This is a genomic window from Pseudolysinimonas yzui (assembly GCF_014653215.1).
Lineage (GTDB): Bacteria > Actinomycetota > Actinomycetes > Actinomycetales > Microbacteriaceae > Pseudolysinimonas_A > Pseudolysinimonas_A yzui.
Genome location: NZ_BNAI01000001.1, coordinates 195888 through 218805 on the forward strand (window position 1 = coordinate 195888; position 22918 = coordinate 218805).

The 22918-nt window shown below is 67.9% G+C and carries 26 protein-coding genes and 1 tRNA gene; 21 read left to right on the forward strand and 6 right to left on the reverse strand.

The window, feature by feature from the left end; translation table 11 throughout:
• Window positions 1–3 precede the first annotated feature (3 nt).
• Window positions 4–1344, reverse strand: a complete 1341-nt coding sequence (locus tag IE173_RS00985) for a LamG-like jellyroll fold domain-containing protein (RefSeq protein ID WP_191281527.1) — start codon at window positions 1342–1344, stop codon at window positions 4–6.
• Between the two features lie 144 nt (window positions 1345–1488).
• Window positions 1489–2097 (reverse strand): M73 family metallopeptidase, encoded by a 609-nt coding sequence (locus tag IE173_RS00990; protein WP_191281528.1) that lies wholly within the window; start codon window positions 2095–2097, stop codon window positions 1489–1491.
• A 166-nt stretch (window positions 2098–2263) separates the two neighbouring features.
• On the opposite strand from IE173_RS00990, the gene IE173_RS00995 reads away from it, so the two are divergent.
• On the forward strand, window positions 2264–2746 hold the full coding sequence (locus IE173_RS00995; protein WP_191281529.1) for a MarR family winged helix-turn-helix transcriptional regulator: 483 nt from the start codon (window positions 2264–2266) through the stop codon (window positions 2744–2746).
• Between the two features lie 19 nt (window positions 2747–2765).
• On the opposite strand, the gene IE173_RS01000 is transcribed toward IE173_RS00995, so the two are convergent.
• Entirely contained in the window at window positions 2766–3395 is a 630-nt protein-coding gene (locus IE173_RS01000) for an alpha/beta fold hydrolase (protein ID WP_229841791.1), read from the reverse strand.
• Window positions 3396–3452: 57 nt separating this feature from the next.
• Between IE173_RS01000 and IE173_RS01005 the strand changes: the two genes are divergently transcribed.
• From IE173_RS01005 to IE173_RS01060, 12 genes are all read left to right on the forward strand, one after another.
• Window positions 3453–4235 (forward strand): fumarylacetoacetate hydrolase family protein, encoded by a 783-nt coding sequence (locus tag IE173_RS01005; protein ID WP_191281531.1) that lies wholly within the window; start codon window positions 3453–3455, stop codon window positions 4233–4235.
• A gap of 11 nt (window positions 4236–4246) precedes the next feature.
• Entirely contained in the window at window positions 4247–5494 is a 1248-nt protein-coding gene (locus tag IE173_RS01010) for an MFS transporter (RefSeq protein WP_191281532.1), read from the forward strand.
• A 23-nt stretch (window positions 5495–5517) separates the two neighbouring features.
• Entirely contained in the window at window positions 5518–5748 is a 231-nt protein-coding gene (locus IE173_RS01015; RefSeq protein ID WP_191281533.1) for a type II toxin-antitoxin system Phd/YefM family antitoxin, read from the forward strand.
• Window positions 5745–6125: a type II toxin-antitoxin system VapC family toxin gene (locus IE173_RS01020; RefSeq protein ID WP_191281534.1), complete on the forward strand. Its 381-nt coding sequence runs from the start codon at window positions 5745–5747 to the stop codon at window positions 6123–6125. Before IE173_RS01015 ends, IE173_RS01020 begins: the two co-directional genes overlap by 4 nt.
• Before the next feature lie 28 nt (window positions 6126–6153).
• A complete protein-coding gene (gltX, locus tag IE173_RS01025) occupies window positions 6154–7650 on the forward strand; it encodes a glutamate--tRNA ligase (protein WP_191281535.1) in 1497 nt (498 codons plus the stop codon).
• 20 nt (window positions 7651–7670) lie between these two features.
• Window positions 7671–7889 carry a DUF167 domain-containing protein gene (locus tag IE173_RS01030; RefSeq protein WP_373298440.1) on the forward strand — a complete coding sequence of 73 codons (219 nt, stop codon included), beginning with the start codon at window positions 7671–7673 and terminating at the stop codon, window positions 7887–7889.
• A gap of 3 nt (window positions 7890–7892) precedes the next feature.
• Window positions 7893–8759, forward strand: a complete 867-nt coding sequence (locus IE173_RS01035; RefSeq protein ID WP_308433063.1) for a helix-turn-helix domain-containing protein — start codon at window positions 7893–7895, stop codon at window positions 8757–8759.
• Between the two features lie 23 nt (window positions 8760–8782).
• The gene (locus IE173_RS01040; protein ID WP_191281538.1) at window positions 8783–9181 is read left to right on the forward strand and encodes a DUF1761 domain-containing protein; all 399 of its coding nucleotides are present in this window, start codon (window positions 8783–8785) and stop codon (window positions 9179–9181) included.
• Window positions 9182–9262: 81 nt separating this feature from the next.
• Window positions 9263–9334, forward strand: a tRNA-Gln gene (locus IE173_RS01045).
• Between the two features lie 197 nt (window positions 9335–9531).
• Entirely contained in the window at window positions 9532–9810 is a 279-nt protein-coding gene (locus tag IE173_RS01050; RefSeq protein ID WP_229841792.1) for an AbrB/MazE/SpoVT family DNA-binding domain-containing protein, read from the forward strand.
• Window positions 9811–10122, forward strand: a complete 312-nt coding sequence (locus tag IE173_RS01055; RefSeq protein ID WP_191282528.1) for a hypothetical protein — start codon at window positions 9811–9813, stop codon at window positions 10120–10122.
• Between the two features lie 122 nt (window positions 10123–10244).
• A complete protein-coding gene (locus IE173_RS01060; RefSeq protein WP_229841793.1) occupies window positions 10245–10874 on the forward strand; it encodes an Ltp family lipoprotein in 630 nt (209 codons plus the stop codon).
• A gap of 296 nt (window positions 10875–11170) precedes the next feature.
• On the opposite strand, the gene IE173_RS01065 is transcribed toward IE173_RS01060, so the two are convergent.
• Genes IE173_RS01065 through IE173_RS01075 form a run of 3 tightly spaced genes read right to left on the reverse strand, consistent with a single transcriptional unit; the run spans window position 11171 to window position 13976 of the window.
• Window positions 11171–12259 (reverse strand): Gfo/Idh/MocA family protein, encoded by a 1089-nt coding sequence (locus tag IE173_RS01065; RefSeq protein ID WP_191281541.1) that lies wholly within the window; start codon window positions 12257–12259, stop codon window positions 11171–11173.
• A complete protein-coding gene (locus tag IE173_RS01070; RefSeq protein ID WP_191281542.1) occupies window positions 12232–12936 on the reverse strand; it encodes a ThuA domain-containing protein in 705 nt (234 codons plus the stop codon). Before IE173_RS01070 ends, IE173_RS01065 begins: the two co-directional genes overlap by 28 nt.
• Window positions 12933–13976, reverse strand: coding sequence for a LacI family DNA-binding transcriptional regulator (locus tag IE173_RS01075; protein ID WP_191281543.1), 1044 nt, complete (start codon window positions 13974–13976; stop codon window positions 12933–12935). Before IE173_RS01075 ends, IE173_RS01070 begins: the two co-directional genes overlap by 4 nt.
• A gap of 196 nt (window positions 13977–14172) precedes the next feature.
• On the opposite strand from IE173_RS01075, the gene arfA reads away from it, so the two are divergent.
• Genes arfA through tatC form a run of 8 tightly spaced genes read left to right on the forward strand, consistent with a single transcriptional unit; the run spans window position 14173 to window position 22893 of the window.
• The gene (gene arfA / locus IE173_RS01080) at window positions 14173–15699 is read left to right on the forward strand and encodes an arabinosylfuranosidase ArfA (RefSeq protein ID WP_191281544.1); all 1527 of its coding nucleotides are present in this window, start codon (window positions 14173–14175) and stop codon (window positions 15697–15699) included.
• Between the two features lie 49 nt (window positions 15700–15748).
• Complete coding sequence (locus IE173_RS01085; protein ID WP_191281545.1) at window positions 15749–16987, forward strand: sugar ABC transporter substrate-binding protein; 1239 nt, start codon at window positions 15749–15751, stop codon at window positions 16985–16987.
• A 28-nt stretch (window positions 16988–17015) separates the two neighbouring features.
• Complete coding sequence (locus IE173_RS01090) at window positions 17016–18764, forward strand: ABC transporter permease subunit (protein WP_191281546.1); 1749 nt, start codon at window positions 17016–17018, stop codon at window positions 18762–18764.
• Between the two features lie 3 nt (window positions 18765–18767).
• Complete coding sequence (locus tag IE173_RS01095; protein ID WP_191281547.1) at window positions 18768–19676, forward strand: sugar ABC transporter permease; 909 nt, start codon at window positions 18768–18770, stop codon at window positions 19674–19676.
• Window positions 19673–21505, forward strand: a complete 1833-nt coding sequence (locus tag IE173_RS01100; protein ID WP_191281548.1) for a beta-L-arabinofuranosidase domain-containing protein — start codon at window positions 19673–19675, stop codon at window positions 21503–21505. The genes IE173_RS01095 and IE173_RS01100 overlap by 4 nt, the downstream gene beginning before the upstream one ends.
• Window positions 21502–21891 carry a Sec-independent protein translocase family protein gene (locus tag IE173_RS01105; protein ID WP_191281549.1) on the forward strand — a complete coding sequence of 130 codons (390 nt, stop codon included), beginning with the start codon at window positions 21502–21504 and terminating at the stop codon, window positions 21889–21891. Before IE173_RS01100 ends, IE173_RS01105 begins: the two co-directional genes overlap by 4 nt.
• 12 nt (window positions 21892–21903) lie before the next feature.
• On the forward strand, window positions 21904–22116 hold the full coding sequence (tatA, locus tag IE173_RS01110; protein ID WP_191281550.1) for a twin-arginine translocase TatA/TatE family subunit: 213 nt from the start codon (window positions 21904–21906) through the stop codon (window positions 22114–22116).
• Between the two features lie 3 nt (window positions 22117–22119).
• Complete coding sequence (gene tatC / locus IE173_RS01115) at window positions 22120–22893, forward strand: twin-arginine translocase subunit TatC (RefSeq protein WP_191281551.1); 774 nt, start codon at window positions 22120–22122, stop codon at window positions 22891–22893.
• Window positions 22894–22918: the final 25 nt, after the last annotated feature.

The following is a 22918-nucleotide window of genomic DNA, read 5'->3' on the forward strand; positions in this document are numbered from 1 at the left end:
GGGTCAGCGACCGGCGGCGTAGTGCGCGGCGACGCGTGAGGCGCTGAGAGCCGTCGTGTAGACGGCGGCGTTGTCGATGCTCGAGACCAGGGTCGCGTCGAGCACCCCCGACATCCCGGTCGTCGTGTCGCCGCCGACCCGCCAGAAGCCGTCTGAGCCGTACGGGTTGTAGTGGTAGGCGGTGGTCCGGGTGTTGGAGGCTTCCAGAACCCCGTCGACGTAGAGTCGCATCCCGGCCGACGAGAGGGTCGCGACCGCGTGATGCCATCCGCCGTCGTGGTAGGTCCCGGGCGCGTTCAGGGTGCGCACCGTGTTGTTCTGACGGATGCTGAAGCGTAGTCCTCCCCCCGTGGTCATCCAGATGCGCCGATCGGCGACGGCCGAGGTGCCGGTGGCGCTCTCCCCGAATCCGATGAGTTGCCCACCGCCCGTCGACGTCGTGCGGAACCAGATCTCGATGCTGAAGGTGTTCGGCGGCGCGATGGCGGCCCCGGGCACCGTGATGCCGCTCGTGACGGCGGCGGCGAGGGCGAGCGACGGGCTGGTGCCGACGCAGTCGCCGACCTCCCGCGTGGCGCCCGCCAGGATCGTGCCCGTTCGGCCGTTGCCCGACGCGTCGGTCGCGGTGGTGCCCGTTCCCTCGTTCACGGCGTAGAGCAGGGAGGGCGAATCGAGCGGCGTCTCGACGAGACAGCCGAAGGTCGGGGCGGCCGCGAGAGCGGTCGACGGGTTCGGACTCTGGCTGGCGTACGCGGCGTGGGCGGTGCCGCTCGATCCGATGACGGTGACGACGGTGACGGCGGCGATCACGGCGAGTGCGGACGGGATGGCGCGCGCGACCGCGGGGTCGGAATCGGCCCGATGCGCGTTGCGGCGGCCGAACGCGACGACCCCGAGTCCGAGGGTCGCGACGACGGCACCGAGGATGAGCTCCCACCGGCCTTCCCGGGCCCAGAGGAAGGGCAGCCCGATCGCGGGAGCACGCAACACGGCGACGCCGTGCACGTCGTCGGGTGTCACCGGGGTGGAGTCGGTGGTCGCGTTGGCATCGCCGCGGGTGATCAGCAGGCCCTCGGCGGTCGGACCGACGAGGCGGTGCAGGCGCAACTGCCCGGGATGGTCGGGATCCTCGAACAGCAGCACACGACCCGGTGAGGCGGCGGGGTCGGCGACCGGCATCGCGACGACGATGTCGCCGGCGCGGACGGCGGGTGCCATCGAGTCGCTCATCACGGTGGTGGCTTTCCACCCCCAGAGTGTCGGGATGGCCGACCAGAACAGGCAACTCGCGACGGCGAACAGGATGATGCGCGCCAACGTCGTGATGACAAGCGTGACGTGCACTTCTGCACCTCCTCGGGTAGGCGTGCGAGACGAAGGGGGACGGGAGACTGAGCGGGATGCGGCGGGGAAGGCGATCGGGGAGCGGATCGACGCGAACGGAGTCCGTCCGGCACCCCCGAATCAGGTGCCGGACGGCCCGACCGATCAGCTGTTCTGCGCCTCCCAGGTGAATCCGAGCGCAGCGGTGCCGCCCTGGGTGGTGTTCGGTGCCCCGGCATCGACCGTGTACACGAACTGGAACACCCGCGTCTCGGCGGCGGTGCCCGTAGGCGCCCAGGAGCCGAGGCCGGTGGCGTAGTTCGTGGCGGTCGTGCCGAAGTTTGCGAGCGAACCGGTGTAGACGGCCGCCCCGGAGACGAGCGGGGTGAACCCGACGCAGCCGCCGGCGAAGCTGCCGCCGGTGCCTTGGGTGATCGTCAGCGTGATGTGGCTGCTGAGCGCGTTGGTCGTGGTGGCGCCGGTGCCGTAGAGGCGCACGGCGGATGCCAGCGAGCCGGTCGAGGTGACCGCGATGCAGCGGGTTCCGGTCGATCCGGGTGCCAGGTTGGTGGCGGTGAAGAGGGCCGTGGCCGAGTCGTCGTCGGACAGCGCGACGGTGCCGGTGGCCCAGTTGTTCGTCGGCGTCGACGTGGTGGCCGAGAACGCGGCGTAGGACGCGGTGCCGATCGTGGCGCCGCTCAGCAGGATCGCGACCGGCAGGGCGAGCCAGTTCGCGATGCGGCCGGCACGGCGTCGGCGCAGGGTGGTGGTCATCTGAATACTCCTCGGGTTGGTTCGATGATCGAAGTAGCAAGTTCGACGATCAAACTAACGGTGGGAGCGGTTTCACGAAGCCCCCAAGGCGGGTCGCCCTCGTCCAGGGGGGTCACGAGGGGTACACTCCGGGTCTGGGGAAGTGCAGAGCCAAGGGGGACTGGCGATGTTTCGTGAAGTTGTTGAGGTCGACGAGTCGACCGAGACCGCGCTGAGCGATGTGCTGATCGCGTTCAGCCGGATGCGTCGTGAGAATGACCTGCTGCTCACTGCGATCGCACGAGACCACGGCCTTCACGCCTCCGACTTCCGTGCGGTGGCATTCGTGCAGATGACGCCGGACGTCACCCCTCGGAGCCTGGCCGACTACCTGGCTCTGTCGTTGAGTGCGACGACGGCGATGATCGATCGCCTGGTCGCCGCGGGGTACGTGCTGCGCACCCCGAATCCCGAGGACGGGCGCAGCGTCTATCTCGAGATCACCCCGGTTGGGGCCGATGCGGTCGAAGACGCTCGGAAGCTATACGTCGCGGCCTTCGAAGCTGCGGTGCCTGTCGAGCGGCGCGACGAGGTCGCTGCGACGTTCAAGCGCATCGCGGATGCCGTCGCGGATGTCGCCGTCGGGGACCACGCGTCAGCGCGCACCTGAGCTCCGGGCCTCGTGGCCGTCAGCGGCGACCCGTGACCCGCATGACGAACGCGGCCACGGCATCCGCCGCGGTGTCGAGATGCTGGGCGTGCGTGTGGCCGCTCACCGCCTTGCGGGGTCGAAGATCGTGGTCGCCGTCGTCGAGCCAGAGCACCTCGATCGACTCTCCGAGCCCGTAGCCCGCGACTTCGTCGGGTGAGCCGAACGGATCGCGGGTGCCCTGCACGATGAGGGTCGGCACGCGCAGATCGACCAGGTGCGCGGTGCGCGGACGATCGGCGGCGGCCGGCGGGTGGAACGGGTAGGACAGACAGGCCAGCCCGGCGATCGACCCGGCCTCGAACTCCGAGCCGGCGATCATGCTCGCCACCCGGCCGCCCATCGAGCGCCCCCCGATCACCGGTCGCCCGCCCACCTCCGCGAGCACCGCCCGGTACTCGTCGAGCAAGGTCTCGGCGCGCGGTGGCGGCCGCCTCCCGCCGGAACGCCGGGATGCCATGTAGGCGAACTCGAACCGCACCACCCGCACGCCCCGAGCGGCGATGCGGGAGGCGACATCCGTCATGCCGCGGGAATCCATCGCGGCACCCGCACCGTGGGCGAGCACCAGGGTGGGCGCGTCATCGGGCCCGTCGACGAGGAGGTCCATACCACCCATCCTGTCGCAGCCCGGCGGAGCGCCCGCCCAGGTCTAGGGTTGAGACTCGTGAGAGTCGCCCGCTTCGCCATCGCGGACGCCGACCCCCGGTACGGCATCGTCGACAACGACGACGAGATCGTCGTGCTGGCCGGTGATCCGATCTTCTCCGGATTCCAGCCCACGGGGGAGCGCCTGCCGCTCGCCGACGTGCGGCTGCTCGCCCCGGTCATCCCGCGCTCGAAGGTGGTCTGTGTCGGCCTGAACTACGCCGACCACCGCGCCGACATGTCCAACATCGAGGCTCCCGAGAACCCGCTGATCTTCCTCAAGCCGAACACGGCCGTCATCGGCCCCGGCGAGGCGATCCAGATCCCGCCCGTCGAGGGGCGCATCACCCACGAGAGCGAACTCGTCGTCGTCGTCGGTCGCATCGCGAAGCAGGTGAAGGCCGCGGACTGGCGCGACTACGTCTTCGGGTTCACGATCGGCAACGACGTGTCGGCGCGCGACCAGATGTTCGCCGACGGGCAGTGGGCACGGGCGAAGGGCTACGACACGTTCGCCCCGATCGGCCCGTGGATCGAGACGGAACTCGACCCGTCGAACCTCGAGATCCAGAGCCACGTCGACGGGGAGCCACGGCGGCACGGCAACACGAAAGACCTCATCTACGACCTGCCGACGCTCTTCGAGTACATCTCGGATGTCTGGACTCTTCTGCCCGGCGACATCATCATGACCGGCACGCCGTCGGGGCTCGGCGGGTTCGTCGCCGGTCAGACGGTCGACATCACGATCGAGGGGATCGGCACCCTGAGCAACCCGGCGCGTAACCGCGACTCGGCATGAGCGAGGGCGGGATGACCGCACTCACCGACGCGGACGTCGTCCGCATCCGGCGTCGCAGCCATGTGGCGATCATCAGCGGGCAGGCGCTCGCCGGGGTCGGCATGGGCGCGACGTTCTCGGCTGGAGCCCTGCTCGCAACCCAGCTCTCCGGTTCACCCGCCTGGTCGGGAACCTCGGTCACCCTGTCGACCCTCGGCGCGGCGGCCGCGGCCATCCCGCTCGCCCGACTCGCGCAAGCGTCGGGTCGGTCGCCGGCGCTCGCCACGGGCTCCGCCTTCGCGGCCCTCGGAGCGATCGTCGGCATCGTCGCGACCGCTGCCGGCCTGTTTCCGCTGTTCCTCGTCGCGATGGGCCTGCTCGGGGTGGGCACCGCGGTGAACCTGCAGTCCCGCTTCGCCGCGACCGACCTGTCGGAACCGGCCCGCAGCGGGCGCGACCTGTCGGTCGTCGTCTGGTCGACGACGCTCGGCGCCGTGCTCGGCCCGAACCTCATCGGTCCGGGTGACGTGCTCGGGCGCTCGATCGGGTTGCCGCCGCTCACGGGTGTGTTCATCTTCGCCCTCGCCGCACAGCTGGTCGCCGTCACCGTCTACCTCGTGGTGCTGCGCCCCGACCCGTTGCTCACCGCGCTGCGTCTCGGCGTCGAGCGCGGCACGACCGAGGTGGAGGCGCGCGCCGAGGATCGCGGCGGCGTGATCACCGCCATCCTGACCCTCGCCCTCAGCCACGCGACGATGGCGTCGGTGATGGCGATGACGCCGGTGCATCTCGTCGATCACGGGGCGACGCTGCAGATCGTGGGGCTGACGATCAGCCTGCACGTCGCCGGCATGTACGCGCTCTCGCCGGTGTGGGGCGTGCTCTCCGACCGGTTCGGGCGCTCACCCGTCATCGTGGTGGGACAGGGGATGCTGCTGGCCGCCCTCCTGATGACGTCGTTCGGCGCCGAGCATTCCGGCTGGGTGGTGGCGGGCTTGATCTTCTTGGGGCTCGGCTGGAGCGCGGCGACCGTCGCCGCATCCGGCCTGCTCACCGACAGCGCCGACCCGATGCGACGCACCGTCGTGCAGGGCCGTGCCGACCTGTCGATGAGCCTCGCCGGGGGCATCGGCGCGGCGAGCGCCGGGGTCGTGCTCGCCGCGATCGGCTACTCGGGCCTGTCGCTCGTCGCGATCGTGCTCGTCGCGGTCGTGGTGGGCGCCCTCGTGATCCGTCGCGCGCGCCGCCCACGCATCCGCGTCGAGTCTGGTCAAGTCTGACCAAGGGGCGGTACGCTGGCTCCATGTCGATCAACATCTACGAGGCCAAGACCCAGCTCTCGAAGCTGATCGCTCGCGTCGAGGAGGGCGAAGAGATCACGATCTCGCGCAACGGTCGCCCCGCTGCGCGACTCGTGCCGATCGGCCGGCGCACCGCGCCACGGGTTCCGGGTGCCCTGAAGGGGCAGATCGTCATCCACGACGACTTCGATGAGCTGGATGAGGAAACCCTCAGCGACTGGTACGGCGAGTGAGGATCCTCCTCGACACTCACGTACTGCTCTGGTGGCTCATGGAGGATCCGCACCTGCCCAGGGCCTTCCGAGCCGCGATCGCGGATGCCGACAACGATGTCTTCGTGTCAGCCGTCACTCACGCTGAGATTGCGATCAAACGCTCGCTCGGGAAGCTTGACGCGCCCTGGATTCCCGACGAACTGCTTGCCGAGAACGGCATCATCGGGATGTCATTCACGTCGTCGCACGCGAGGCGGATGCTCGATCTGCCCTTTCATCATCGCGACCCGTTCGACCGCATGTTGATCGCCCAGGCAGCTCTTGAGGACGTGGCATTCGCGACGGTCGATCCGCGCTGTCGCCAGTACGACATCCGGCTCTTCGAGCACGCCTAAGCTCGCTCGACACCTAAGCTCAGTGGCGATGTCTGCCCTCCCCTTCAGTACCGCGACCGGCGCCGATGTGCGCGTGCGATTCTGCCCTTCGCCCACCGGCACCCCCCACGTCGGGATGGTGCGCACCGCCCTGTTCAACTGGGCGTACGCGCGGCACACCGGCGGAAAGATGGTCTTCCGCATCGAAGACACGGATGCCGCCCGCGACAGCGAGGAGAGCTACCTGCAGCTGATCGACGCGCTCACCTGGCTCGGCATCGACTGGGATGAGGGGGTCGAGATCGGCGGCCCGCACGGGCCGTACCGGCAGTCGCAGCGCACGTCGATCTACCTCGAGGTCGTCGAGAAGCTCAAGGCGTCAGGCCACCTCTACGAGTCGTTCGTGACCCCCGAGGAGATGGAGGCGCGCAACGTCGCCAACGGCCGCGACCCGCGGCAGGGGTACGACAACTTCGAGCGCGACCTCACCGACGACCAGCGGGCGGCGTTCCGTGCCGAGGGTCGTGCCCCCAGCCTCCGGTTGCGGGTGCCCGACACCGACCTGAGTTTCGACGACCTGATCCGCGGCGAGATCACCTTCCCGGCGGGGTCGTTCACCGACTTCGTCGTGGTGCGCCCGAACGGCGCCCCGCTCTACACCTTCGTGAACCCGGTCGACGACGCGCTCATGGGCGTGACGCACGTGTTCCGGGGCGAAGACATCCTCTCCTCGACCCCGCGGCAGATCGCCCTCTATCTCGCCCTGATCGAGGCTGGCGTCACCACCTTCATCCCGCGATTCGCGCACATGCCGCTCGTCTACGGCGAAGGCGCGAAGAAGCTCTCCAAGCGCGACCCCGAGTCGAACCTGTTCCACCACCGCGACCGCGGGTTCATCCCCGAGGGGCTCATCAACTACCTCGCCCTGCTCGGCTGGTCGATCGCCGCCGACCGCGACGTGTTCACGGTGCCCGACCTCGTCGAAGCCTTCGACATCGTCGACGTCAACCCCAACCCGGCGCGCTTCGACCAGAAGAAGGCCGACGCGATCAACGGCGACCACATCCGGATGCTTGCCGCCGACGACTTCGCCGGACGCATCGTGCCCTACCTCGCCGAGTACGTCGCCGACCCGCCGACGCCCGCGCAGGCGGCGATCCTGCGGGAGGCCGCGCCGCTCGTGCAGGAGCGCATGATGGTGCTGTCGGAGGCGTCGGGGTTGCTCGGCTTCCTCTTCACCGCCGACTCCGCGCTCGAGTTCGACGCTGACGCGCTGCCGAAGGATGCCGACCAGGCCGCGCGCATCCTCGAAGCCGCGGCGGGGGCGCTGGAGCGTCTCGACGACTTCTCGACCGCCGCGATCGAGGAGGCCCTCCGCGCCGAGCTCATCGACGGCGCCGGCCTCAAGCCCCGGGATGCCTTCGGCCCGTTGCGGACCGCGATCTCGGGCCGACGCATCAGCCCGCCGCTGTTCGAGTCGATGGAGATCCTCGGCAAAGACTCGACCCTGGTGCGGCTCGAACGCTTCCGGCAGCACCTCGGCTGAGGCGCACCGTGGCGGAGCGGGTGACTGTGCAGGTGAAGGCCGGCTCGTCGAAGGGTCCGCTGGTCGAAGCGGATGCCGACGGCGGTCTCGTGGTCTACGTGCGTGAGCGCGCCATCGAGGGGGCGGCCAACGACGCCGTCGTGCGACTCGTCGCCGCACACTTCGGCGTCGCCCCGTCGCGGGTCTCGATCCGCCGCGGTCACACCTCGAAGCGCAAGACCCTCGAGGTCGTGGTCTGAGCCGTGGGGTACGCCTATCGTCCAGCGCCACCCGCTCTGCGGTCGGTGGTGCGCTCGCTCTGGTTCAACGAGGACCCGCCCCGCCGCCGATACGAGCGCATCCTTCCGCAACCGGTGGCCCACGTCATCATCAACCTCTCCGACCCGTACCGGCTGCTGACCCGCGGAGGGGAGTGGGTGGGCGAGCCCTTCCGCGCAGCGTTCGTGTCGGGACTCCAGCCGGAGTACCTCGTCATCGAGAATCCCGAGTGGTTGTGGCAGTGCGGTGCCGAGCTGGAGCCGGCAGGCCTCGCGGCGCTCGTGTCGATGCCGCCTTCCGAGCTGACGGCGCGGGTTCGGGATGCCGACGACATCATCACCGGAAGCGCCGGGTGGCGCGATGCCCTCCGCGCCGCCGACCACGACCCCGAACGCACCCTCGACGTGTTGACCGAGTTGCTGGAGGCCGCCCTCCGGCCCGACGTCACGATCGATGCGGACGTGCGGGAGGGACTCGCGCGCCTCGAGGCCGACCCCGACCTGCCCATCGCACGCCTCGCATCCGATCTCGGCCTGACGCACGCACACCTCATCCGTCGGTTCCGCGCCGCCATCGGCGTCGCCCCGAAGACCTACGCCGACTTGACGCGGTTCTCACACTTTCTGAACGCCATCCCGTTCGACGCCGTGCCCACCTGGAGCGAGCTGGTCGCGGCCACCGGCTACCACGATCAACCGCACTTCATCCGCTGCTTCAAGCGCTACACCGGCTACACCCCGAGCCGGTATCTCGCCGGTGTGCGTGAGTACGGCGCCGAGTTCCCGTCGTTCCAGCCGATGGATGAATTTCCGACAATCGCGACGCCACCGGGGGCCACTACCGTCGGGTGACCTTTCAGAAAGGAACACTCGACATGGACTTCTCTCTCATCAGCTGGCTCGGCGTCGCCGTCGCCGGCGTCACCGCGATGGTGATCGGCGGCCTCTGGTATTCGCTGCTGTTCGCCAAGCCCTGGCAACGCGCGGCCGGCGTGACCGACGAGCAGCTGACGCAGAACGCGCCGCTCACCTACCTCGGCTCGCTGTTGCTCGCTTTCATCATGGCGCTCGTGCTCGCGCCGTTCATCGCGCACGGCGGGGCGGTCTTCGGCACCTTCGCCGGACTCGCCGTCGGGCTCGGCTGGGTCGCCACGTCGCTCGGGATGATCTGTCTCTTCGAACGTCGGCCGTTCGCCCACTGGGCGGTGAACGCGGGCTACGCGATCGTGTCGTACACCGCGATGGGGGCGATCATCGGAGCCTTCCAGGCCTGACCTCGCGCCGCCGCCGGTGCGCCGAAGCACCTCCGCAGGTGCGGTAGAGTGATCAGTCGGTCCGCCTCCGGGTGGCTCCGATGGGGTGTGGTGTAATTGGCAACACGGCTGATTCTGGTTCAGTTGTTCTTGGTTCGAGTCCAGGCACCCCAGCAGTAAGAAAACCCCCGGTAAGCGGGGGTCTTCTTGTTCTTCACCCGCAAGCGTGGATGCTGCCGTGCGACACGCGAAGTGGACGACTCCCCAGCATCGCCGGGCGATTCGAGAGTCAAGCTCCTCCTGTTCGGAAGTAGCTGCAAAGCAGCTGTGCACCTATACACCTATGCGCCTATGGTGCTATGGTTCCAACTATGACGACCTACGTCAGCATCCAGGGACGCGGCACGATCGCGTTGCCGGCCGCTGCCCGCAAGCGCTATCACCTAGACGAGCCAGGTGCGCAGGTTGAGATCATCGAGCGTGAGGGCGAGATCGTTCTTCGCCCAAAGCTGCCAGTTGACGCTTCGCAGGCATGGTTCTGGGACGCGAATTGGCAAGCGGGAGAGCGACAGGCCGAAGCAGAGGCGGATGCGCGCCTTGGTGAGATTCACGAATCGGGCGAGGAATTCCTGGACGCGTTGGACGACTGAGTGAAGTACAAGCGGCTTCCGCAGTTCGATGCGGACTATAGCCGCCTGTCGTCGCCCGAACGCGCCAAGTTCAAGGAAGCGTTGCGGACGTTCATCGACGCCTGTCGGGAGTATGAAGCCAACCCCTCGTCATATGTGTGGCCAGCCGCGCTACGGTTCGAGCGGCTGTCCAGCACTAAACGAGTGTGCGCGATCACCTGGTCGTTCAGCGGTCCGGACGGGCGTGCGACGTTTCACTTTGAGACCGTTGACGGCGAAATGTTCATCGTGTGGCGCAGGGTTGGGCGACACTCGATCTACAAGAAGCCTTGATCGATTTCGCCTGAACGCCCGAGTTAGAGCGGCCCGATGCCCGAGCTATGCGGGTGAGTTTGCTTGTCACGGTGTCGCGGCGGGTGCCAAGATCGGGCAACTCGAACGGATCAGGAGCCGCCTTGTCAGAAACGCCCACGACCCCAAGCACCCCTGCCGGCTGGTATGACTCTGGCGACGGACGTAAGCGATGGTGGAACGGTCTCGAGTGGACCGACGACTATCAGCAGCCCAAGAAGAAGATCAGAACCCCACTCTGGGTGACGATCACGGCAGCAGTTGTCGCGCTCGTCATCGGACTGAGCGTCGGCGGTCGTGGTGATAGCAGTCGGATCGCATCGCTTGAGAGTCAGGTCGAGGAGCTCGAAGAGGAAAAGGCGGATCTGAGAGACCAAACGTCAGCCAATTCGGAGCGACCGGAAACGAACGAGCCGGACGAACCCGAGCCGGCTGGTCCCGCTCTCACCGTCAGCCAGCAGCAAGCGATCGCACAGGCTGAGTCGTACCTCAGGTTCACCGCGTTCTCTCGAACCGGTCTGATCGGACAGCTCGAGTACGAGGGCTTCAGCACGGAGGATGCCACCTTCGCGGTCGACAACATCACCGTCGACTGGAACGCTCAAGCAGCCGCATCCGCCGAGTCCTACCTCGAGATGATGGCGTTCTCCCGGTCGGGACTGATCGACCAGCTGCTATACGAGGGCTTCACACCCGAGCAAGCCGAGTACGGCGTCACCGCAGTCGGCTACTAGAACCCGGTTGGGCCCTTCGGCTACCGCAATTGGGGCTAGTAGATGATGGTGCCCTCGGGCTTCCGCTCCTCGATAGCGATCGGGACCCCGGGGCCAACAACAACCGTCAGCGAGCGGTCGTCGGCAAGGCGAACCTGGATCGTCCCGCTCGCCGAGGGGCTCATCTCCCTGAACACGTCATTGTCGGCCAGAGAAGGCCATCGACCGAGGTGCAGCGGCTCGACCCCGGCATTCTGAGCGTGAATCGGTCTGAACCGCTGCTTGGGGGTTCTCGAGGTGGTCCGGCCGCGGGCTCGCTACCGCTGCCAGGCCTCTGCAGGGGTGAGCGGCACGAGCGTCGGGATGTCGACCGCCGAACTGACGTCGACGCGTCGACCGAGTTCGGCCGCCTCGAGGATCCCGTTCAGAACCTCTAGGACGTGGAGTGCCATCGCCCCGCTGGCCCGTCGATGCCCGGCGATGAAGTCGAGGAGGCCGACGCCTCGAGCGCCGTCGACGTAGCCGGCGGAGGGGGTGCATGTCTGCCAGTCGTCACCGCCCCGGACGGCGAGCCGGACGTCGCCATCGAAGCGGTTGGGATCGGGGACGAGCAGCGATCCCTCCTCGCCGTGGACTTCGATGGGGTGAGCAGACGACCGGATGGTGTCGAACCCGAAGGCGACCGTCGACACGGCGCCGTTCGCGTGCTCGAGGAGCCCCGAGACATGAGTCGCGACTTCGACGGGAATGACCTCCCCGGCGCGCGGTCCGGAGCCGATCGTGCGCGTGTTCCTCGTCCGGGTCGCGACGCCGCTCACCGCGACGACGGGTCCGAGCAGATGCACCAGGGATGTCACGTAGTACGGGCCCATGTCCAGAACGGGCCCACCGCCGGGCAGATAGTAGAAGTCGGGGTTCGGATGCCAGGCCTCGTGTCCGGACGAGAGCCAAGTCGCGAACGCCGAGACCGGCCGGCCGATGCGCCCGGCCTCGACCGCATGACGTGCGGTCTGGATGCCGGTCCCCAGAACCGTGTCGGGCGCCGACCCGACGGCGACCCCGGCAGCGCTCGCCGCTGCGAGGATCGCACGACCCTCCTCGGTCGTTGGCGCCAGCGGCTTCTCCCCGAATACGTCTTTGCCGTTCTCGATGCAGGCGAGGGCGATCTCCGCGTGCGCCGCTGGAATCGTCAGATTGAGCACCGTGTCGACTTCCGGGTCGGCGAGGAGCTCGGGAACGCTCACCGCGCGGCTGCCGTCAAGGCGACCCGCGAGGTTCTCGGCCCGGGTCGCGTCGAGATCGGCCACGCGACTGATCCGGATCCGAGGGTGGTCCGCGATCGTCTCGAGGTAGGCGCCGGAGATGACGCCCAGTCCGATCACTCCGATGCGGTGCGGCTCGCCCACAGCATTCCTCTTTCCATGATGGTTCTGATCGTCGGGTGGCGGAGGACGTCGACCGTGTGGCCGGGAGTCGAGACGAAGACCCGGCCGGCGCCCCAGGATCGCGTCCAGAAGACCGGCGACACGATCGGTCGATGCCATGGCTGGTACGGCTGCGTCGGGTGCTCGGTGACGGCGAGTGTGTCGATCAGGTCGTCGTGAAGCACCCAGTACTGCTCGGTCTCCAGCTCGAAGTCATCAAGACCGGCGGTGATCTCGTGCGAGCGCCCGGCATCGGTGAATCGGACGGAGTACCTCAGGTAGTTGTCCGACTGATCGCCGACACGATCCTCGGGCGCCTTCCCGGGGTGGGTTGCGAACTGACCGCCGATGAGCTGGAGGTAGTCGGAGCTGTTCCGATACGAGTCGGCGATCCCGCCGTGCCAGCCGACGAGCCCGGTGCCCCGCTCGACCGCATCCCGGAGGCCGCGCAGCGCGTCGGCGCTGATCTCGGACATCGTCACCGACTGCACGATGAGGTCGACCCTGGCCATCGTGTCCGGGTCGGCGTAGACCTCGTTGCTCTCCCGGATCTCCACGTCGAAGCCGGACGTGTTGAGGAACGGGACGAAGAGTTCGGTGGTCTCGACCGGGTGGTGCCCGTCCCAGCCGCCCCGCACAATGAGCGCGCGGCGGGTCATCGCGCGCCCTCGATTCCGAGCGCGGGCGGCCCAGGATTCCGCGCGCTGGACTCGCGCGCGATCACCTTGAATCGCGTGAAGAGCGTGACGGGCGGGTGAAGGGGATCTGCGATCCGCTGGATGAGGAGCTCGACGCTCAGCCTCGCCATCTCGCGCTTGCCCGGCTCCACGGTCGAGAGGGCGGGCACTGCGTAGCGGGAGTCCTCGATATCGTCGAACCCGACGATCGCGACGTCGTCCGGCACGCGCACTCCTCGTGAGGCGGCGGCCCGGATCGCGCCGAGCGCGAGCCCGTCGGTCAGGCAGACGAGTCCATCGAACGGGACCCGCGCGTCGAGGAGGCGTTCGAAGGCGTCCGCGCCACCCTCGCGCTCCCAGTGATTCTCTGAGCCGGCGAGAAGCTCGGGCCGGAACGGGATTCCGGCCGCGTCGAGGGCTTCGACGTATCCGCGCATGCGGAGGCGCGCGAGCGGCGAGTGCACGGGACCCGCATCCGCCCCTGCGAGGGCGATGCGACGGCATCCCATGGCGAGGAGGTGCTCCGTGGCCGCCCGGGTGGCTCCCGTGTTGTCGATCGAGACGGTGTCGTACAAGGGCCCCGACGTCTCATCGAGTGACACGAGAGGCGTCCCCGCGTCATAGGTCTGCACGTCGAGCGAATCCGCGAGAACCGGCGAGAAGATGACGCCATCGGCGATCCGGCCGCTCGAGCTCGCGACGGCGAGGTGCGGGACGTCCTGTCGCGTCGTCTGCTCGACGACGACGCCAAGGCCGCGGCTGTGCGCTTCGGCGATGATCAGCGCCGACAACTCGGCGAAGAAGGCGAGTTTGATGGTCGGCACCGCCAGACCGATCAGGCCGCTCTTCCCTGACCTCAGTCCTCGTGCCGAGGCGTTCGGCCGGTAGCCGAGTTGCGCGATCGCCCGCTGCACCCGTTCGCGGGTATCCGGCTTGACGGTCGTGACGCCGTTCATCACCTTCGACACCGTCTTGATCGAGAAGCCCGAGAGAAGTGCGACATCGTGGATGGTGACCGCCACTGCATTCCTCCGCTTCTTCGCGCTTGCCCGACGTTGTGTTCGTGCGTTTCCACGAATCTACCGTTTACCCAGCAAAACGCTAACCCAAGCTTGCAAAAGTTCCAACGTTGTATCAACATGGCTCTCGCGGTCGACGTCGATCCGAATCTCCTCGGGCCCGACTCACATCGCCTGGAGATCCGGAGGCATTCGCGTCATGAGCACCGCCCGCGTCGTCATCGATCCGCGCTATCGCGTGGGGCCGATCAACCGTCGGCTCTTCGGGTCGTTCGTCGAGCACCTCGGTCGCGGCGTCTATGACGGCCTCTACGAACCCGGTCACCCGACCGCGGACGCCGAGGGCTTCCGTGCCGACGTCCTCGAGCTCGTGCGCGAGCTCGGGGTCTCGACCGTGCGGTATCCGGGCGGCAACTTCGTCTCGGGGTACCGCTGGGAAGACGGGGTCGGACCGCGCGAAGAGCGTCCCCGGCGCCTCGACCTGGCCTGGCACTCGGTCGAGACCAACGAGGTCGGACTCGACGAGTTCGTCAGCTGGTCGCGGAAGGCGGATGTCGAGGTGATGTACGCGGTCAACCTCGGCACGCGGGGGGTGATGGAGGCCATCGACGTGCTCGAGTACTCGAACATCGCCTCCGGCTCGACCCTCGCCGACGCGCGGGTCGCGAACGGTCACCCCGAGCCTCACGACATCCGCATCTGGTGTCTCGGGAACGAGATGGACGGGCCCTGGCAGCTCGGTCACTCGACGGCCGAGGAGTACGCGCGCAAGGCCGCACAGACCGCGCGGGGGATGCTGCAGCTCGACCCGGATCTCGAGCTCGTCGTCTGCGGATCCTCGATGTCCAAGATGCCCACATTCGGAGTCTGGGAGCAGACGGTGCTCCGCGAGACCTATGACGACGTCAGCCACATCTCGTGCCACGCGTACTACCAGGAGCACGACGGCGACACCGGGAGCTTCCTCGCCTCAGCGGTCGACATGGACTTCTTCATCGAGTCGGTCATCGCGACCGCGGATGCGATCAAGGCCGAGAAGCGCCACGAGAAGTCGATCCAGATCTCGTTCGACGAATGGAACATCTGGTACGGCACGCGCTTCGTCGAAGTGGACCGGATCACCGAGCGCGACCGGTGGCCCTACGCACCGCGCTTGCTCGAGGACGTCTACTCCGTACTCGATGCGGTGGTGTTCGGCAATCTGATGATCTCGTTGCTCAAGCACGCCGACCGCGTGACCAGCGCGAGCCTCGCCCAGCTGGTCAACGTCATCGCCCCCATCATGACCGAGCCCGGTGGCCCGGCCTGGAGGCAGACCACGTTCTTCCCCTTCGCCACCACCGCGCGACTCGCGCACGGCGTGGTCCTCACGACGCTCGTGGAGTCGGGTACCTACGACACCGCGCGGCACGGCGAGGCGGCACTCTTGGACGCGGTTTCGACCCACGACCCCGAAACCGGCGCGACCAGCGTTTTTCTCGTCAACCGCGATCAGAGCGGTGAGATGACGGTCTCGATCGACGTCTCGGGATTCGGCGACGTCACCGTCGCGGAGTGCGTGTCGCTGTACGACGGCGACCTCTATGCGGTCAACGACCTCGGCAACCCCGAGCGCGTCGGCCTCACCACCAACGAGACCGCGGAGGTGGTCGACGGCGTCCTCACGGTGAGGCTGCCCAGCGTCAGCTGGACCGCGCTGTCGTTCCGGCAGTCCCCGTCTCGGTAGCAATTCCGTTTCACCAGCAACCCCGTTCATGAGATAGCAAAGGAGCATCATGGTCACCCTGCCCAGCGCCACGTTCACACGTCGCACCGCCCTCGTCGGTTTCGGCGGCCTCACGGCGGCCGGCGTCCTCGCCGCCTGCACTCCCGCCGGCGGGGGAGGCGGTACGTCGACCCAGACCCTCAGTATCTGGATGGACCAGACGGTCTCCGACACCCTCGCGAAAGCCGCATCCGGCTTCGAGAAGGACTTCGGCGTCAAGCTCGACATCCAGCCGCTCGCCTACGGCGACATCATCGGCAACTACACGCAGGGCGCGCCCGGCGGGTCGGGCCCCGACCTCGTCGACGTGAACATCGACCACCTCGGCCCGCTCGCCGCGGCCGACCTGGTGGCTCCGGTTGACTTCGGCTCCAAGCTCTCCAGCATCGACCCGCGTGCCGTCGCCGGCTACACGGTCGACGGCACGATGCGCGGCCTGCCGCTCGTCATGGAGAGCACCAACATGTGGCGCAACCCGAACGTGGTCGCCGACCCCGTGGCAACCTGGGATGACCTGGTGGGCGTCGCGCGGGACCTCGTCGGGAAGGTCAAGTACCCGTTCCTCGCCCCCGACGGCGCGTACACCGTCATCGGTCTGCTGACCGCGTTCGGCGGCTACGTCTTCAAGCAGAACCCCGACGGCAGTTACGACCCCAACGATGTCGGGCTCGACAACGCCGGTTCGATCGCTGCGCTCAAGATCATCGAGCAGGGCGTCGCCGAAGGGTGGGTCGTCGCCGGCCTCGAAGCCGACGCGTACGCCGACGCCTGGGCCGACGGCCAGATCGGCCTGCAGCTGTCCGGCCCGTGGCTGCTCTCCGGGTACGCCGACAGTGGCGCGCCCTACTCGATCGACAAGATCCCGAGCGGCCCGGCCGGGGAGGCGAGCCCGTGGGTGTCGGCCCGCGGCCTCGTGGTCAACCCGTTGTCGGAGAACGTCGCACTCGCGCAGTCGTTCCTCACCGAGTACCTCGCGGCCGATGACCCGATGAAGGTGTACGCCAGCGAGACCGCGAAGGAATCGGCCTGGACTCCCGTCAAGGACGCGGCGGCGAGCGACGCGACCCTCGCGTTCATCGAGGCGGGAGCCAACGGTCAGCCGATCCCGCAGAACAAGGAGCTCGCGGGCATCTGGTCGCCTTCCACCGACGCCCTGCTGCTGCTGATCCAGGGTCGGGCGACGGCCGAGGAAGCCGCGCAGTCGATGGCCCAGAAGCTGCGCGACTCGGTCGCCGCCGCGCAGAACTAGCAGATCCGGACACGGGAACCGACGAGTCATGCCTCGACTTTCGACCGCGACGGCGCGGACGACATCCACAAAACCCTGGTTGCGCTTCGTGCTGCTTCCGGCCCTGCTGGCGTTCGACGTCGTCGGTGCCATCTGGGTGTGGTCGACGTTCGGTCAAGGCCTCTGGCTCGTCGGTTCCCTCCTGATCCTGGTGCTCGCGGGCATCAACGTCGCGGTGATCGCCAAGGGCGCGACGGCCTTCCGGTGGATGCTGCCGACCCTCGTCTTCATGCTCGTCTTCACCCTCGCGCCGATCGTCTACACCGGCTTCATCGCCCTGACGAACTACAACGGCAACCACCTGCTGACGCAGCAGCAGGCGTACTCGTCGTTCGAACGGCAGACCCACGTTCCCGACGGGACCCCCGCGTACGCCTGGGCCGCCTACGAGGCCGAGGGCGGGGGGCTGGCGCTCTATCTCATCCCGCAATTGGGAGAGGAAGCGGTCGTACCGGACGACCTGCTCGGCGAGGAGCCGACGGACGGGGAATCCGCGCAGCCTGACCCGGAGGCGACGCCGTCGCCCACCGCGACGGAGACCGAGCCCGCGGAACCGACCCCGACCGACCCCGAGGCTGATGAGCCGGCGACCGGCGACCTCAGCGACGTCTTCGCGACGGCCGGCGGCGAGGTGCGGGAAGCCACGGCCGGCACGGACATCTTCGGTGCTCCCGACGCCAACGGATTCCCGGCGACGATCGACGGCTACACGCGGCTCGATGTCGTGCAGGCGGTGACCCGCATCAGCGAGCTCTCCGCCACGTCGTTCGGCGCCGAGCCGACCGTCTACCGCGTCATCTCGGGCTCGCGCGCCGCCGCGATCGAGAACGTCTACGACATCGACCGCGACGCCGGGACGATCACCGACCGCCGGGACGGGACCGTCTACAGCGCGGATCCGACGGGCTACTTCATCGCCCCGAACGGCGACCGGCTGACGCCCGCCTACCAGACGGTGATCGGCATCGACAACTTCGTCCAGCTGTTCGGCAACGAGAAGATCCGTGGGCCGTTCCTCGAGATCCTGCTCTGGACCCTGATCTTCGCGGTGGTGGTCGTCGTGCTGCAGTTCGCGCTCGGGCTGCTCTACGCCGTCGTCATCAACAGCAGGTTCGTGAATCCCGTGGCCGCCCGGGTGGTGCGCGCCGTGCTCCTCCTGCCGTACGTCATCCCGGCCTATCTCATGATCCTGGTCTGGGCGGCGCTGTTCAATCAGCAGACCGGCCTCATCACCGCGGTCCTCGACACCTTGTTCGGTCTCGATCCGTCGTGGATCAACGACGGCAACGGAGCGCGTCTCGCGATGCTGGTCGTCGGGCTCTGGCTGGGGTTCCCCTACTTCTTGCTCATCAACACCGGCGCCCTCCAGGCGGTCCCGGGAGAACTGCTGGAGGCCGCGGAAGTCGACGGTGCCGGCGTGTTCGTACGCTTCCAGCGGGTCGTGCTCCCGCTCCTGCTGCGGTCGATCGCGCCGCTCATCGTGCTGGCGGCCGCCTTCAACTTCAACAACTTCCTGCTCGCCTATCTGCTGTTCGGCGGCAACCCACCGAAACTGGGGGCCCAGGTGCCCGCCGGCGAGACGGACCTCCTCATCAGCTTCACCTACAAGCTCTCGTTCGACTTCGGCAACTCCGACTACGCGCTTGCCGCTGCCGTGACCGTCCTGATCTTCCTCGCGCTGACGCCGATCGTCGTGAGTCAGCTGCGGTACTACAACTCCTGGCGCGGAGAGGACTGACCGATGACCGCTACCACCGTGCACGAGGTGCGCCGGAACAGCCCGGCCGCGCAACGCCGACGCCGCAACGATCGCTGGATGCGCCTCGTCGTCGTCGTCCTCATCGCCCTCGCGATCATCGCGACGCTCGTGCCGATCTACTTCGTGGTGATCGCGGCGGTCAACCCGACCGGATCGCTGACCACCTCGAACCTGCTGCCCCGCACGTTCACGCTGGACAACTTCGCCCAGCTGTTCATCAACCCGAACGTCCCGTTCGGGCTGTGGTTCCTCAACTCGCTCAAGATCTCGTTGATCGTGACGGCGATCGTGACGCTGGTCGTCTTCATGAGCGCCTACGCGTTCTCGCGGATGCGCTTCCGCGGGCGCGAAGGCGTCCTGATGACGATCGTTCTGCTGCAGGTCTTCCCCAACATCCTGGCGATGGTGGCGATCTTCCTGCTGGTGTCGCAGATGGGGAGCCTGACCCCCGCGCTCGGCCTGAACAGCCACCTGACGATCATCTTCATCTACGTCGGGGGGGCGCTTGGCGGCAACATCTGGTTGCTCAAGGGCTACATGGATTCCGTCCCCCGCGAGATCGACGAGTCGGCGACGATCGACGGCGCCTCGCATTGGATCATCTTCAGCAGGCTGATCTTCCCGCTCGTGCGCCCGATGCTCGCCGTGGTCGCGGTGCTCACCTTCAGCGGCGCGTACTCGGAGATCCTGGTGATGCAGGTGCTCGTCCGCGACCGGGAGGCGTTCACCCTTCCACTCGGGCTTTATACGATGTCGCAGTCGGAGTTCCTCACCGACTTCGGGGTGTTCTCCGCGGGCGCTTTCGTCGCCGCACTCCCGCCGCTGATCCTGTTCTACATCTCGCAGAAGTGGCTCATTTCGGGCCTGACCCAGGGAGCAGTGAAGAGTTGACCGTACCCTCCGCCCACGTTCCGCTCGGTGCCGTCCGCCTCTCGCCGGGACTCTTCGAGAACCGCCGGCTCCTCAACACCGGCTACCTCGGCAGCCTGACCGTGCCCAATCTGCTGCAGAACTTCTACGTCGAGGCCGGGATCGGTGATCAGTCCTGGCATCTGCGCGTCGCCGAGGGGCCCGGACCCCACGACGGACGCGATCGCCACTGGGGCTGGGAGACGCCGGGCGGGCTTCTCCGCGGGCACTTCCTGGGGCACTGGATGTCGGCCGCCGCCCGTGAGGTCGCCACGGGGGCGAATCCCGCGCTCGCCCCCGCGCTGGATGCCGTGCTCGCCGGGCTCCAGCGCTGTCAGCGGGAGAACGGCGGGGAGTGGGTCTTCGCGATCCCGCCTCGGTTCCTCGAGCGGGTGGCCGCGGGGCTGCCGACCTGGGCCCCGCAATACGCGTTGCACAAGACCTTCATGGGGCTCGTCGATGTCTACCGTGATCTCGGCGACCGCCGGGCGCTCGCGATCGCTGACGCGGCAGCCGCCTGGTTCGACCGGTGGTCGGAGGGGTTCACGCCCGAGCAGTTCGCCGACATCCTCGACGCCGAGACGGGCGGGATGCTCGAGGTCTGGGCCGACCTCCTCGAGATCACGGGTGATGATCGGTACCGCCGGCTGCTCGACCGCTACTGGCGGTCCCGCCTGTTCGACCCGCTGCTCGACGGGGTCGACGTGCTGACGAACATGCACGCGAACACCACGATCCCGGAGGTGCTCGGGGCGGCGCGGGCGTTCGAGGTGACCGGCGACGAGCGGTGGCGCCGCGTGGTCGAGAACTACTGGCGGCTCGCCGTCATCGAGCGCGGCACGTTCTGCACCGGAGGCCAGACGTCGGGCGAGATCTGGACGCCGCCGTTCGAGTTCGCGGCACGGCGTGGGGAGAAGACTCAGGAGCACTGCACCGTCTACAACATGATCCGCCTGGCGGACGTGCTGTTCCGGTGGACGGGCGAGATCGGCTACCTCGACTACATCGAACGGAATCTCTACAACGGGATCCTCGCCCAGCAGAACCCTCGCACCGGAATGGTCGCGTACTTCCTCCCGCTCGAGGGGGGTGCTCACAAGCACTGGGGGACGCCGACCGACGACTTCTGGTGCTGTCACGGCACCCTCGTGCAGGCGCACAGCCGGCACTCGGGCCTGATCTACTACGACCAGCCCGATGGGGCCGTCGTCGTGGCGCAGCTGATCGCGAGCCGTCTGGAGCTGGAGGGCTTCGCCGTGACGGTGGAGCTGCGCGAGACGGCCGTGCGGGTCGGGCCCGACGCGAACGCCGCCCGAGCAGGGAGTCGTCACCGGCCGGACTCCTGGGGCGTCGTCATCACCACGGAGGCGACCGAAGCCCGTCGGCTCCGGGTCCGCATCCCCGAGTGGGTCGATGGGCCGGCGATCGCGCAGGTCGGCGACGGTCGGCAGGAGGTCGCACCGGGATTCCTCGAGATCGACGTCGATGCAGGGACGACCGTGATCGAGCTCACTCTGCCGTCGCGACTCGCCGTGGTTCCCATTCCCGACGAGCCCTCGACGGTGGCGTTCCTCGACGGTCCGGTTGTGCTCGCGGGGCTGGTCGATCATGAGGTCGCGCTGACCGGAACCCTCCCGGAGCGGGCTTCGGAGCTCCTGGTGCCCGACAACGAGCGCCAATGGGGCGAGTGGCTTCGTGGCTACCGCACCCGGCGTCAGCAGCGGTCGATCCGGTTCCGGCCGGTATACGAGATCACCGACGAGGCGTTCACGATGTACTTCCCGATCGCGGATGCCGAGGGCGAGCAATGAACTTCGGGCTCACGATGGACAAGGTCCTGATCATCGGTGTGATCGCCGTGTTCCTGATCGGCCCGGATCGCCTTCCGCTCGCCGCAGCCCAGCTCGCGCGTTTCGTGCGCGCGGTGCGGTCCTTCACCGACACCGCCAAGGAGCGGGTTCGCGACGAGGTCGGGCCGGAGTTCGACGAGGTCGACTGGGCGAAGCTCGACCCCCGACGCTATGACCCTCGGCGCATCGTGCGAGATGCGCTTCAGGATGACGCCCCCGCCGCCCCGGTGCGCGCACGACCGGCCCCCACGAAGTACGGCCCCGGGTCAAAGCTGGCGCCCTCGAGTACGCACGGCGACTCGGCCTCCTCGTCATCCCCCGGTTCAGACGCACCACCCACTATCTGAAGGAGAAACATCATGCTCGGAAACCTCTCCGGTTGGCACCTGCTGATCGTGCTCGCCGTCGTCCTCCTGTTGTTCGGTGCGACCCGCCTCCCCAACCTCGCCAAGGGTGTCGGGCAGTCGCTGCGCATCTTCCGCTCCGAGATGAAGGCAGGCGACGCACCCGACGGCTCGGATTCCGCCGAGCCGGCGCCTGCCGCCACCGACACGCCGGTGTCGAGGAGGTAGTCGATGTCGGCCCCGACCGCTCGCGAGCCGCGGACGAGGGATCGCCGCACGACTCTGGCAGGTCACCTGCGTGAACTGCGCAAGCGCTTGCTGATCTCGGCGGCGGCCCTGCTCGTCGCGGCGGTGACGGGATTCTTCGTCGCGCCACTCGTCGTCGGCGCGCTGCGTACCCCGATCCAGGAGATCGCCGCGCATCGAGACGCGGAGATCGTCTACACGACGGTGTCGGGAGCGTTCGACTTGCGCATGGTCATCGCGATCACCATCGGGATCGTCGCGTCGAGTCCGGTCTGGCTCTACCAACTGTTCGCCTTTCTCGTGCCGGGGCTCACCTCGCGCGAGCGCGGCTACACGTTCGGCTTCTTCTTCTCCGCGGTCCCGCTGTTCCTGCTGGGCTGTCTGGCAGGCTGGTTCGTCTTCCCGCACATGGTCGAGCTGATGACGTCGTTCTCGTCGGACGAGGAGGCGACCTACCTCGACGCGCGCGTCTATTACGACTTCGTCGTGAAACTCGTGCTCGCCGTCGGGATCGGGTTCGTCTTCCCCGTGTTCCTCGTCCTGCTCAACTTCGTCGGAGTCCTCAGTGCGCGGGCGATCGCGAAGGGCTGGAGGATCGCGATCCTCGCGATCTGCATCTTCACAGCGCTCGCGACGCCGGCCGCAGACGTGGCCTCGATGTTCGTGTTGGCGATCCCGATGATCCTGCTCTACCTGGTGGCGCTGGCCGTCGCCGGGATCCACGATCGGCGTCTCGCGAGGCGTCTCGGGCCGGCCTGATCGTGAGGTCCTCGACTCTCCGAGT